Annotated in this window: 8 protein-coding genes; 1 reads left to right on the top strand and 7 read right to left on the bottom strand. The window is 63.5% G+C overall.

The annotated features are described in order from the left end of the window. Position 1: 1 nt before the first annotated feature. The 3 genes from DOM32_RS04825 to DOM32_RS04835 form a co-directional block, all read right to left on the bottom strand. Positions 2-1,660 (bottom strand): CTP synthase, encoded by a 1,659-nt coding sequence (locus tag DOM32_RS04825; RefSeq protein ID WP_071231865.1) that lies wholly within the window; start codon positions 1,658-1,660, stop codon positions 2-4. A 139-nt stretch (positions 1,661-1,799) separates the two neighbouring features. After that, entirely contained in the window at positions 1,800-2,525 is a 726-nt protein-coding gene (locus tag DOM32_RS04830) for a gamma-glutamylcyclotransferase (protein WP_157957020.1), read from the bottom strand. Positions 2,526-2,657: 132 nt separating this feature from the next. Next, positions 2,658-3,965, bottom strand: a complete 1,308-nt coding sequence (locus DOM32_RS04835; RefSeq protein WP_071231863.1) for a solute carrier family 23 protein — start codon at positions 3,963-3,965, stop codon at positions 2,658-2,660. 277 nt (positions 3,966-4,242) lie between these two features. Between DOM32_RS04835 and DOM32_RS04840 the strand changes: the two genes are divergently transcribed. After that, positions 4,243-5,439 carry an NAD(P)/FAD-dependent oxidoreductase gene (locus DOM32_RS04840; RefSeq protein ID WP_071231862.1) on the top strand — a complete coding sequence of 399 codons (1,197 nt, stop codon included), beginning with the start codon at positions 4,243-4,245 and terminating at the stop codon, positions 5,437-5,439. Between the two features lie 110 nt (positions 5,440-5,549). Here DOM32_RS04840 and DOM32_RS04845 read toward each other — a convergent pair whose 3' ends face one another. The 4 genes from DOM32_RS04845 to aroB form a co-directional block, all read right to left on the bottom strand. Then, on the bottom strand, positions 5,550-5,789 hold the full coding sequence (locus tag DOM32_RS04845) for a hypothetical protein (protein ID WP_071231861.1): 240 nt from the start codon (positions 5,787-5,789) through the stop codon (positions 5,550-5,552). A gap of 137 nt (positions 5,790-5,926) precedes the next feature. Beyond that, positions 5,927-7,357, bottom strand: coding sequence for an FAD-dependent oxidoreductase (locus DOM32_RS04850; RefSeq protein ID WP_071231860.1), 1,431 nt, complete (start codon positions 7,355-7,357; stop codon positions 5,927-5,929). Positions 7,358-7,455: 98 nt separating this feature from the next. Then, positions 7,456-11,907, bottom strand: a complete 4,452-nt coding sequence (gene gltB, locus DOM32_RS04855) for a glutamate synthase large subunit (protein WP_110631721.1) — start codon at positions 11,905-11,907, stop codon at positions 7,456-7,458. Positions 11,908-12,622: 715 nt separating this feature from the next. Next, a complete protein-coding gene (gene aroB, locus DOM32_RS04860; RefSeq protein ID WP_071231858.1) occupies positions 12,623-13,735 on the bottom strand; it encodes a 3-dehydroquinate synthase in 1,113 nt (370 codons plus the stop codon). Positions 13,736-13,817 lie beyond the last annotated feature (82 nt).

Here is a 13,817-nt window from a genome sequence, read left to right on the forward strand (position 1 = left end):
ATCACTCCTGATGCGCCATGCCATGCTGGCGCTGGCGTTGCGCCTTGTGCTCCAGCGCCGCGTTGACGAAGCCGGTGAACAGCGGATGGCCGTCGCGGGGCGTGGAGGTGAACTCGGGGTGGAACTGGCACGCCAGGAACCAGGGGTGGTCCGGCAGCTCGATCATTTCGACCAGCGACTGATCGCCGCTCTTGCCCGAGACGATCAGGCCCGCGGCCTCGAGCTGTTCGACGAACTGCTCGTTGACCTCGAAGCGATGGCGGTGACGTTCGGTGATCGTGTCCAGACCGTACACCTCGTGCGCCCTGGAACCGGGCTTGAGTCGGCATTCCTGCCCGCCGAGACGCATGGTGCCGCCCAGATCGGAGGCCTCGTCGCGCAACTCGATCTGCCCTTCCGGGTTGATCCATTCGGTAATCAGGCCGACCACCGGATGCTGGGTATCGCGGGTGAACTCGGTGGAGTTGGCGTCTTCCCAACCCGCCACGTGGCGCGCGAACTCGATCACCGCGACCTGCATGCCGAGGCAGATGCCGAGATAGGGAACGTCGTTCTCGCGCGCGAAGCGGGCGGCCTGGATCTTGCCTTCCACGCCGCGCTCGCCGAAGCCGCCCGGCACCAGGATGGCATCCTTGCCGGCCAGACGCTCGGTGCCGTGACGTTCGATCAATTCGGAATCGATGTACTCGACGTTGACCTTCACCCGCGTCTGGATGCCGGCATGGATCAGCGCCTCGTTGAGCGACTTGTAGGCGTCGAGCAGCTCCATGTACTTGCCGACCATGGCGATGTTGATCGTCTTGAGCGGATTGAGCTTGGCGTCGAGGACGTGGATCCACTCGGCCAGGTCCGCCTGCGGCGCCTCGAGGCGGAACTTGTCGCAGACGATATCGTCGAGACCCTGCTCATGCAGCATCAGCGGAATGCGATAGATGGTATCGGCATCCTGCAGCGGGATGACCGCACGCTCTTCGACGTTGGTGAACAGCGCGATCTTGCGCCGCTCGCTCTCCTCGAGCTCGACTTCGCTGCGGCAGATCAGGATATCGGGCTGGATACCGATCGAGCGCAGCTCCTTGACGCTGTGCTGGGTCGGCTTGGTCTTGGTCTCGCCGGCGGTCTTGATGTAGGGCACCAGCGTCAGGTGCATGAACAGCGCGCGGTTGGCACCCACTTCGCTGCGCAGCTGACGGATGGATTCCAGGAACGGCAGCGATTCGATGTCGCCGACGGTGCCGCCGATCTCCACCAGCGCCACGTCGTAACCTTCTCCCCCCTTGATCACACGATGCTTGATCTCGTCGGTGATGTGCGGAATCACCTGCACCGTACCGCCGAGATAGTCGCCACGGCGCTCCTTGCGCAGCACGTGCTCGTAGACCCGGCCGGTGGTGAAGTTGTTGCTCTGGGTCATCTTGGTACGGATGAAGCGCTCGTAGTGGCCCAGGTCGAGATCGGTTTCCGCGCCATCTTCGGTGACGAACACCTCGCCATGCTGGAACGGACTCATGGTGCCCGGATCGACATTGATGTACGGGTCCAGCTTGAGGATGGTGACCTTGAGGCCGCGGGCCTCGAGGATCGCAGCCAGCGAAGCGGAGGCAATACCCTTGCCCAGGGAGGACACAACGCCGCCGGTCACGAAGATATATCGTGTCATGGAAAACCTGTCGAATCGTGGTCGTAAAGCTCGTGAGAAAAGACCCGGGGGAGAAAGTCGGGCCAGGATGGGACGTCAGATTACCAGACTCGATCGAAAGGCTCAATTTTGGATCGCGTGCCGCGCCGACATCCGGACGTCAGCTCGCCACCGCGCGCTGCAACGACTCCAGGCGCCGATCCCGGATTCCCAGCGCATGCAGGTCGCCCACCGTGTTGTCGAGATACTCGCGACACGACCCCAGCACGCCGCGGCCGGTCCGTAGCAGATGCACTACCGTCTCGTCGGGCTGGCGACCGATATAGCGGTCGTGATGCGGGTTGATCACGAAGGCGATGCCCCAGATCGGGCCGACGTCCGTCTTCAGCTTGATCCAGCGCGGGCGGTAGGCGCCGGTCAGCATCTCGCGCCGCCACACCAGCGTCAGCTCGCGTTCGAGATTGTCACCGGGGACCCGCAGCGCGACGCCACGGCAGGAGCCGCCCGGCGCCAGCGCCAGCATCAGTCCGGGCGTATCTGGCGTGCCACGGCCGTGGTCGAGCTTGAGGCAGAAATCGCGATGGTAGCCGTAGAGGCGGCAGGTATGGCGTTCGTCGACCTCCACGCAAGGGTTCCAGATCAACGAGCCGTAGGCGAACAGATAGACACCGTCGCGACACTGCACGCCGGGCGGCGCCGAGGCCAGCACCTGATGGATCGAGCTTTGCAGCTCTTCGTGGCTCTTCAAGGCCACGTCGGGGTAGACGGCTTCGAAGTGGCGACGAATCAGATCCTGCTCCAGCACCTCGCGGGTCATGGCGATCGACTTTCCGGCGGAAGTCTCTTCTTCATCGACACTGATAGCGCTGGGCTGCGGCTCACTCATTGGGACTCTAATCTCGGGCGCGATCGATACGATCATGGAAAACAAGGGTGATGGCATCGTNNACGATGCCATCACCCCAGACTAACGTCCAACGGGCGCAAAGCGAAGCGCTAGTTGGACGAGATGCAAACGTCAGATCGCGCGACCCCGCCCGCCTCCGGTGCCGTGACGCAGGACGAGATGCAGGAGGATCGCGCCAAACGTCGCCGTACCGATTCCGTCGAGCGTGAAGCCGCCGAAATCGATCGAGAAGTTGCCCGCGCCCAGCACCAGGGTGACCGCCGCGACGATCAGATTGGTATTTTCCCCCAGGTCGACCTGGTTCTGGACCCAGATGCGGGCGCCCGCAACCGCGATCAGGCCGAACACCACGATCGAAGCGCCGGCAAGCACCGGGCCGGGGATCGTCTGGATCAGCGCGCCGAAGCGCGGCGAGAACCCGAGCAGAATGGCAAATCCCGCCGCCGCGACGAAGATCAATGTCGAGTAGACCCGCGTCACCGCCATCACGCCGATGTTCTCGGCATAGGTCGTCACGCCGGTGCCGCCGGACGCCCCGGAGACCATCGTCGCCAGTCCGTCACCCAGGAAGGCCCGGCCGATATAGGGATCGAGATCGCGCCCGGTCATCGCTCCCACCGCCTTGATGTGGCCCAGGTTTTCCGCCACCAGGATGATCGCGACCGGGGCGATCAGCACCATGGCGTGCGGGCTGAACGTCGGGGCGGTGAACGCGGGCATCCCGAACCAGGCGGCCTCTTCGATGATCGAGAAATCGATCGGCGTGCCCCAGCCCAGGCCGTTGGTGACCAGCGCATAGATCGCGTAGGCGGCAACCAGCCCGACCAGGATCAGCAGCCGCTGCAGCATGCCGCGAGTCAGCACCGCCGCCAGGCCGATGCACAGGATGGTCACCAGCGCCATCGCGGCATCGAAGTTGGAGCCGGCCACGCTGGAAACGGCTACCGGAGCCAGGTTGAGACCGATGGTCATGACGATGGCGCCGGTCACGACCGGCGGCAGCAGGAACTCGATCCAGCGCGTGCCCATGGCCATCACGATCAGGCCGATGACCGCATAGATCGCGCCGCAGGCGATGATGCCGCCCAGCGCCAGCCCGATCGACGGATTGCCGCCGCTCCCGCCGTAACCGGTGGCGGCAATCACCACCCCGATGAAGGCGAAACTCGACCCCAGGTAGCTGGGAACCCGCCCGCCGACGATCACGAAGAACAGCAGCGTACCGATCCCCGACATCAGGATCGCCAGGTTGGGATCGAACCCCATCAGCAGCGGCGCCAGCACGGTGGAACCGAACATGGCGACGGCGTGTTGCACGCCCATCAATAGCGTCTGCGCGGGTGGCAGCGTCTCGTCGGGTGCGACCAGATCTTGGCGAGCGGCATCGACGCGGCGCCAGCGGGGGAACCAGGATGACATCGAACTTGTTCTCCAGGGAAACGACCGGTCGACGCCGGCGATTTCCGAATGCGTGAAAGCGATTGTTGTATGGACGAGCGGCGGATAACCGACCCGACGCGCATTCTACCTTCAGCGATGGCGGGATGCCTCCCGACCTCGCGTTTTTGGCACAGTGCCTCACGACTGAACTACGCTGACACCATCGACCCCAAGGATCGAACGGGAATACCGAGCGAGCGACGCCACTTTGAACGGTGGTGTCTCGTCTAAACTCAAGGCATGCCAGGGAGTGGATATGCAACGCTACGACTACCTGATCGTCGGCGCCGGCATGGTCGCCGCCAATGCCGTTCAAGGCATCAGAGAGAAGGACACCCAAGGCACGATCGGCATTCTGGGCGCCGAGCCCAACGGCCCGGTCACGCGGCCAGCGCTAACGAAAAAGCTCTGGACCGACCCCGAATTCGGTTACGACAAGATCTGGATGCAGCCGGAGCAGGACGACGGCACCACGCTGCATACCCGCACTCGCGTCACGGCCATCGATCGCGACCAGAAAACGGTGACGACGGATGACGGCGACACCATCGGCTACGGCAAACTGCTGCTGGCGACTGGCGGCGCACCGATGACGATCGATCTGCCGGCGAGCGACCGCGTGCGCTATTTCCGCACGGTCGAGGATTACGACTGCCTGAGAAGACTTGCCGGCAAGGGGCTGCACATTGCCGTCATCGGCGGCAGTTATATCGGTACGGAACTGGCCGCGGCACTGATCCAGAATGGATGCCGGGTGACCCTGATACATCCCCATGAGGTACTGGGAAGCCAGATGTTCCCGCCCAGCCTCGCAGACCGTTTCCACCAGACCTATCTCGACAAGGGCGTCGAGCTATTGAATGGCCGCAAGGTCAGCGGCGGGCGCGAGGCCGACGGCAAGGTCACGCTCGAACTCGACGATGGCAACGGCCTGGAAGTGGACGCGGCGGTCTTCGGACTGGGAGTCAAGCCGCGAGTCGAGCTTGCAGCACAGGCAGGGCTGGAGGTCGAGGACGGCATGGTCGTGGTCGATGCGCGCCTCGAGACCAGCGATGACGCCATCTTCGCCGCCGGCGATATCGTGACCTACCCGGACCACATTCTCGGCCGCTGGCACGCAGAGCACGTCGACAATGCCAACCAGATGGGCGCGACGGTCGGCCGGATCATGGCCGGCAGCGACGAGACCTACGATTACACGCCCTACTTCTATTCGAACGTGTTCGACTTCGCCTGGAAAGCCGTGGGCAAGCTCGACAGTTCGCTGACAACCGTCGAGGACGTGGAAGACGACAAAGGCGTCTATTACTATCTCGACAATGAGATTGAGAACGTCGTCGGCGTACTGCTGCTCAACCTGGAAGCCGACAAGCTCGACGAGGCTCGCGAGGTATTGGCGGACAAGTCACCGCAGCGCCCCGATACCCTGATGGGCCGCATTGCCCGGTCGTGATCGGGGCCCTGCATGACATTCATGCGAATGCCTTCAACGAAAAAGCGCCAACGATGACGTTGGCGCTTTTGATCCGGCAATTCGGTAACCGGGCCTGGTGACCCGCGGCGTCAGCTGGACTCGGGCAGGCGGGAAACCAGGATATTGGAACGACGCTCGATCTCCTCGAGCATCCCGGCGCACTCGTCGGACATCCCGCTGTCATGCAGCTTGGCGAGCGAGAACAGGGCCTTCAACTGGCCACTGATCATGGTGGCCTGATAGCCGCCGTCCTGATCCAGCACATGGTCTTCCAGCGCTCGCAGCTGCGTGTTTGCCTGGTCGAGAATGTTGCGTTCAAGCCTGATCATGGTGTGACCTTTTGAGAATTGCAGTTCGTTTCGAGCGCGCCACTGTAAAGGCTCATCCGACTTTATACCACCGCTGAACGCGATCGGTAGCGCCGGGCGGCTCGTGCCGGCGCTACCGCCAGCACGAGCCGCAACCCTCACACCTCGAGATAACCGAGGATGCCTTCCGCCGCCTGACGCCCTTCGTAGACAGCCGTCACCACCAGGTCGGAGCCGCGCACCATGTCGCCACCGGCGAACACTTTTTCGTTGCTGGTCTGATAGGCGAAACGTTCCATCTGCGCCGGAATCTCTGGCGCCAGCACGCGGCCGCGCTCGTCCACCTCGATCTGGTGCGTGTCGAACCATTCGATCTCGCTGGGCTGGAAACCGAAGGCGATGACCACCGCATCGCAGGCCAGGATCTCTTCGGAGCCCGGCACCACTTCCGCGCTGCGCCGTCCTTTCTCGTCCGGCTCCCCCATGCGGGTGCGTACCAGCTTGACGCCCTCGACCTTGCCCTCGCCGACGATCGCCACCGGCTGGCGGTTGAACAGGAACTCGACGCCCTCTTCGCGCGCGTTGGCCACCTCGCGCTTGGAGCCCGGCATGTTCTCCTCGTCTCGACGATAGGCACAGGTCACGCTGGCCGCGCCCTGGCGAATCGAGGTGCGGTTGCAGTCCATCGCCGTATCGCCACCGCCCAGGACGACGACGCGCCTGCCGGCCATCGACACGTAGTCGGCCGGATCCTTCTCGAAGCCGAGGTGATGGTTGGCGTTGGCGATCAGGAAATCGAGCGCCTTGTAGACGCCTTCCGTCTCCTCGCCGGGAAAGCCGCCGACCATGTACTTGTAAGTGCCCATGCCGAGGAAGACCGCATCGAATTCGTCGTTGAGCTGTTCGAAGGTGATGTCCCGACCGATTTCGGTATTGAGCCGGAACTCGACCCCCATCTCCTCGAACACCGCGCGACGGCGTTCCATCACGTGCTTTTCGAGCTTGAACTCGGGAATGCCGAAAGTCAGCAGACCGCCGATCTCCGGGTAGCGATCGAACACCACCGGCTTGACCCCGTTGCGGATCAGGATATCGGCGCAGCCCAGTCCGGCCGGCCCGGCACCGACGATGGCGACGCGCTTGTCGGTCATGGTCACGCTGGACATGTCCGGACGCCAGCCCATGGCGAAGGCGGTATCGGTGATGTACTTCTCCACCGAGCCGATGGTGACGGCGCCGAAGCCGTCGTTCAGCGTGCAGTCGCCCTCGCACAGGCGATCCTGCGGGCAGACCCGGCCACACACTTCGGGCAGAGAGTTGGTGCGGTGCGACATCTCCGCCGCTTCGAGAATGTTCCCCTCGCTGACCAGCTTGAGCCAGTTGGGAATGTAGTTGTGAACCGGACACTTCCACTCGCAGTACGGGTTGCCGCAATGCAGGCAGCGATGCGCCTGGCTGGCCGCCTCGCTGGGCTTGAACGGCTCGTAGATTTCGGCGAACTCCTTCGCCCGGCTGCGCGCATCCTTTTTCTGCGGATCGCGTCGCCCTACATCGATGAACTGAAAGTCGTTACTCAAACGGTTTGCCATGTCTTTTCTCCTCACTGGGCCGACGACGCTCTCGGATTGCAGCTGTAGCCCCTGCCCCGGTGGCTGACACCGGGGGCCGTTCGGGCTGTCGCCGCCTCTTATTCAGGCTGCCGCCTGGATTGGGCCAGCAAACCGTTGAGACTTGCGGCCTTGGGCTTCACCAGCCAGAAGTGGCGGATGAAGTCGGAGAAATCCTCGAGAATCGCTCGCCCGCGTGGCGAGTCCGTCTCTTCCACGTACTCGGTAATCACTTCGCGCAGGTGACGGCGGTAAGCCTCCATCGACTCGGTGTTGATCCGATGGATTTCCACCAGCTCGTGGTTGTAGCGGTCGACGAAACCGCGATCCTCGTCGAGCACATAGGCGAAACCGCCGGTCATGCCCGCACCGAAGTTGATCCCGGTCTTGCCCAGCACACAGACCAGGCCGCCGGTCATGTATTCGCAGCAGTGGTCGCCGGCCCCTTCGATCACCGCGTGGGTGCCGGAGTTGCGCACGCCGAAGCGCTCGCCGGCCATTCCCGCGGCGAACAGCTTGCCGTCGGTGGCACCGTACAGGCAGGTGTTGCCGATGATCGCCGTCTCGTGGCTCTGGAAGCGGCTGGTCTTGGGCGGCACGATCACCACCTTGCCGCCGTTCATGCCCTTGCCGACGTAGTCGTTGGCATCGCCTTCCAGATACAGGTTCAGCCCGCGCGCGTTCCATACCCCGAAGCTCTGACCCGCAACACCCTTGAAGCGGACCGTGATCGGTGCATCTTCCAGCCCCGCCTCGCCGTAGCGCTTGGCGATCTCGCCGGAAACCCGAGCCGCCACCGAGCGGTCGCAGTTGGTGATCGTGAACGAGAACTCGCCACCGGACTTCGACTCGATCGCCGGCAGCAACGCGTCGAACACTTCCTGGTTCTTGGCACCCGGATCATGCGGCACGTTGCGGCGGACCTCGCAGAACTGCGGCGCGTCCGCGGGTACGAAATCGTTGGCCAGTAGCGGGCTCAGGTCGAGCTTGCGCTGCGCCGCAGTCTCGCCTTCAAGCATTTCCAGCAGGTCGGTGCGCCCGATCAGGTCGGTGAGCTGGCGCACGCCGAGCAGCGCCATCAATTCACGCACTTCCTCGGCGATGAAGCGGAAGTAGTGCTTGACCATGTCGACCGTGCCACGGAAGTGCTCGTCGCGCAGCTCCTGATGCTGGGTCGCGACGCCGGTCGCACAGTTGTTGAGGTGGCAGATCTTCAGATACTTGCAGCCCAGTGCCACCATCGGCGCGGTGCCGAAGCCGAAGCTCTCGGCGCCAAGAATCGCCGCCTTGACCACGTCGAGCCCGGTCTTCAGGCCGCCATCGGTCTGCAACCGGATCTTGTCGCGCAGGCCGTTGATGCGCAGCGCCTGGTGCACTTCCGGCAGGCCCAGCTCCCACGGGCTCCCGGCGTGGCGGATCGAGGTGATCGGGCTCGCCGCGGTGCCGCCGTCGTAGCCGGAGACGGTGATCAGGTCGGCGTAGGCCTTGGCCACCCCGGTGGCGATGGTGCCGATGCCCGGCTCGGAGACCAGCTTGACCGAGACCTGGGCGCTCGGGTTGACCTGCTTGAGATCGAAGATCAGCTGAGCCAGATCCTCGATCGAATAGATGTCGTGATGCGGCGGCGGCGAAATCAGCGTCACGCCCGGCACCGCATAGCGCAGCCGCGCGATCATGTCGTTGACCTTGCCACCCGGCAGCTGGCCGCCCTCGCCGGGCTTGGCGCCCTGGGCGACCTTGATCTGCAGCACTTCGGCGTTGACCAGATAGGCCGGCGTCACACCGAAGCGCCCGGAGGCGATCTGCTTGATCTTCGACGAGCGGATGGTGCCGTAGCGGGCCGGATCCTCGCCGCCTTCGCCGGAGTTGGAGCGGCCACCGGTTTCGTTCATCGCCTGCGCCAGCGCCTCGTGGGCTTCCGGCGACAGCGCGCCCAGCGACATGCCGGCGCTGTCGAAGCGCGGCAGCAGGTTTTCCACCGGCTCGACCTCGTCCAGCGGCAACGGCTCGGGAGCCGGCTTGAGCTTCAGCAGATCCCGGATCGTGGCCACCGGACGCTCGTTGACCAGCCGCGCGAAGGCTTTCCACTTGGCGTAGTCGCCCTGCTGGACCGCCTGCTGCAGCAGCATCACCACGTCGGGATTGTAGGCGTGGTATTCGTGCCCGTGGACGAACTTGACCAGGCCGCCCTGGCGGATGCCTTTACGGGGAATCCAGGCATCGCGGGCCGCCAGCGTCTGCTGCATCTGCAGCTCGCTGAAGCCGGTGCCCTCGATGCGCGACATCATGCCGTCGAAGCACATCTGCATGACTTCGGAACCCAGTCCGACGGCTTCGAACAGCTGCGAACCCCGGTAGGAAGAGATCTGCGAGATGCCCATCTTCGACAGAATCTTGTAAAGCCCCTTCTGCATCCCCTTGCGGTAGTTCTCGCGCGCGTCCGCCGGGTTGCCGACCAGCTCGCCGGTGCGGTGCATGTCCGCCATCACCTGATAGGCGAGGTACGGATAGACCGCGGTGGCGCCGACCCCGAAGAATACCGCCATCTGGTGCGCGTCACGGGCGTAGCCGGTCTCGACCACGATATTGACGCGCGGGCGCAGCGCCAGCCTGGCCAGATGATGGTGCACGGCGCCGGTCGCCAGCAGCGCCTGGATCGGCTGCTTGCCTTTTTCGAGTTCGGCATCGGACAGCACCAGGATCACCTTGCCATCCCGAGCCGCCTGCTCGGCCTGCTGGCAGAGCGCTACCAGCGCCTGGCGCAGCGAGGTGGTTTCCGGGTCGTAGTGCAACGGCAGCCGGATCGAGGTGAACGCCGGATCTTCCTGGGTCACCAGGGCGGTGAACTTGCGCGGCGACAGCACCGGCGTGGTCAGGATCAGGCGATGCGCGTGCTCGGGGGTGGCCTGGAAGACGTTGAGTTCCGCGCCCATGCAGGTTTCCAGCGACATCACGATCGCTTCACGCAACGGGTCGATCGGCGGGTTGGTGACCTGGGCGAATTTCTGACGGAAGAAATCGGTGAGCAGACGGTTCTGCCGCGACAGTACCGCCATCGGCGTGTCGTCGCCCATCGACCCGACCGCCTCCTGACCGCTCTCGGCCAGCGGCCTGAGCAGCTGATCGCGCTCTTCGAAGGTGACCGAGAACATCTTCTGATAGACGTTGAGCTCGTCGGTTTCCATCGGCTGGAAGCGGGCCAGCTCGGTCAGCGCCGACTCGAGATAGTGGGCGTGCTCCTTGAGCCAGCGACGGTAGGGGTAGGCGGACTTGAGCCGCTGATCGATATCGTCGGTATGCAGCACCTCGCCGGTCTGGGTATCGACGGCGAGGATCTGCCCCGGCCCGACACGGCCCTTGGCCACGACGGATTCCGGCTGATAGTTCCATACCCCGATCTCGGAGGAGAGGGTGATGTAGCCGTTGTCGGTGATCACCCAGCGCGCCGGACGCAGACCGTTGCGGTCGAGCATGCAGACGGCATGGCGGCCGTCGGTCATGACGATACCGGCGGGGCCGTCCCACGCCTCCATGTGCATGGAGTTGTATTCGTAGAAGGCGCGCAGGTCGCCGTCCATGGTCTCCACGTTCTGCCACGCCGGCGGCACCATCATGCGCACCGCGTTGTAGAGATCCATGCCGCCGGTCAGCAGCACTTCGAGCATGTTGTCCATGCTCGAAGAATCGGAACCGGTGGTGTTGACGATCTCGTCGAGGCCTTCGATCTCCGGCAGCAGTTCGCTGACGAAGTTGGCCTTGCGCGCATTGGCCCAGCTGCGGTTGGCCTCGATGGTGTTGATCTCGCCGTTGTGCGCCATGAAGCGGAACGGCTGCGCCAGCGGCCAGCGCGGCGCCGTATTGGTCGAGAAACGCTGGTGGAAGACGCAGACGGCGGTTTCGAGACGTTCGTCGCCCAGATCCTGATAGAAGGTCGGCAGATCCACGGGCATCATCAGGCCCTTGTAGGACACCACCTTGGACGACAGCGAGCAGACGTAGAACTCTTCTTCCTGACGCAGCTTCTGCTCGGCCAGGCGACGAGCCATGAACAGCTCGACATTGAACGCGGCGTCGGACTGGGACGCATCCCCTTCGACGAACACCTGACGAATGCGCGGCAGGCACTCGAGCGCCATCGGCCCGCAGACGCTGGGGTCCGTGGGCACGTCGCGCCAACCCATGACGCTCAAGCCGCGCTCGGCCAGCTCGCCTTCCAGGATTTCCCGTGCGTGCTGCTCGCGAGCGTCGTCATCGGGGAAGAACACCATGCCGACCGCGAAACGCTCGCCCAGGGTCACGTCCAGTTGCTCCTGGGCCAGCGCTCGCATGAAGCTCATCGGCATCTTCAGCAGCAGGCCGCAACCGTCGCCGGTCTTGCCGTCCGCCGCGATACCACCTCGGTGGGTCATGCATGTCAGGGATTCGATCGCCGTCTTGAGCAGATCGTGACTGGCCTGCCCCTCCATATGAGCAATCAGGCCGAAACCGCAGTTGTCGCGGAATTCGCCGGGCTGGTGAAGACCTCTCATCATGGGCGTGCCTCACAAAGCTGTGTCAGAATACAGATCTTGCATTCGATCGAATAAAAAGAGATAATTTAAGGTTTTGTTATTTTTATGACCGAATTGATGGCTGAATATCCGGCCTATTTTCGTCTCGAAACACCGACAATATTGCTACTGGCGGTCGCCAAAAGGCCGGACAGAATAGCCAGTTACCCGTCACAGCGCAATTGAGCCGTCGGGCATTTCCCCCGCAAACGCATTTAAAATCGAATACTTAGCGGAATACTGGCCAAAATACGCTGTTAGCTCAAAGGCTTAGACATGAGGGTAAGACTAAAGTCTTAATCTTTTGAGCCGTGGCCCGATCAGGGTGGGATCGTGGCGCGAACCCCATACCGATACGGCATGGAGCATACCAATTATATCGTCAACGCCTCGAAAAAGCAGCAGCGATCATCCAGATTGTCGACATGCGGCATCGCCACCGCGCATGTGCCGGCAAGATAACGGAGCGACAAGGCAATGGGGCGGCAAAGTAATGGGGCGGCATCGATCACACGGATCCGGACGACAGCAGTACCAGACGATGGCTTTGAGGAGGCGACAGGAAACGGACGCCGCCAATCGGCGCCGACAGGGCAAGGTGATCGGCAAAGGAAGGGAAGTAAGTCAGCCAGGCTGGCCAGGGGATCGGGATCGAGGGCCGAATCACGGACGATCCGGCTCCCGAGAACGGATCCGATCAGGCTCGCGGAAAATTCGCCAGCAGCCGCTCGAGCCGATCGGCGTCCGTATCGTCTCGAACGCACGCCTTACCCAGCGCTTCGAGCAGAATCAGCCGCAGCCGGTCGTCGAGATTCTTCTTGTCGAGCCGCATGCGAGCAAGGAAATCCTCTGCCTGCATGTTGGCCGGCGCCGTAACCGGGAGATCCGCCGCCTTCAGAATCGCAGCGACACGTTCGACATCGGCCTCGCTCAGCCAGCCGCGCTCGAAGGAGAGCTGCGCGGCCATCATCATGCCGGCCCCCACCGCTTCGCCGTGCAGCCAGTTGCCATAGCCCTGATGCGCCTCGATGGCGTGGCCGAAGGTGTGCCCCAGGTTGAGCAGCGCGCGCACGCCCTGCTCGGTCTCGTCCTCGGCCACCACTTCCGCCTTGATCTCGCAACTGCGCCGGATGGCGTGACGAACGGGGGCTTCCTCGAGCGCGCGCAGCGCGGGCAGGTTGTTCTCCAGCCATTCGAGAAACGCCGAATCCCAGATCAGACCGTACTTGATCACTTCCGCCAGCCCGGCGGAGAGCTCCCGTGCCGGCAGCGTCCGCAGGGTATCGGTATCGACGATTACCGCCCGGGGCTGCCAGAACGCACCGATCATGTTCTTGCCGCGCGGATGATTGACACCGGTCTTGCCGCCCACGGAGGAGTCCACCTGGGCCAGCAGCGTGGTGGGAATCTGGACGAAAGCGACACCGCGCTGATAGCTGGCGGCGGCGTAGCCCGTCATGTCGCCGATGACACCGCCACCGAGCGCGATCAGGGTACAGCGGCGGTTGAATCCGGCCGCCAGCAGGGCGTCCCAGATGCGCTCGACCGAGGCCAGCGACTTGGTCGCCTCGCCATCGGGCAGAATGACTTCCCGGACGTCCAGGTCGGCATCGGCGAGCGTCGCCTTGAGTGCCGCGAGATAGTGGGGCGCGATCACCTCGTTGGTCACGATCATGACCTGACGCCCGGCCAGGTATGGCAGCAGATGTTCCCGACTCGTCAGAATGCCCGCGCCAATGTGAATGGGGTAACTGCGGTCACCCAGCGAAACGTTCAGCGATTCCACGGGAAGCGACGAAGCGGAGGACATGGGCATTACCTTTGATATGGAAGACGGATGTAGGAAGACGAGTGTAGAAAAGACGGCCGCGGGAAAGGCCGACGAGAATGAG

It is taken from the genome of Salinicola salarius, from assembly GCF_003206135.1.
Lineage (GTDB): Bacteria > Pseudomonadota > Gammaproteobacteria > Pseudomonadales > Halomonadaceae > Salinicola > Salinicola salarius.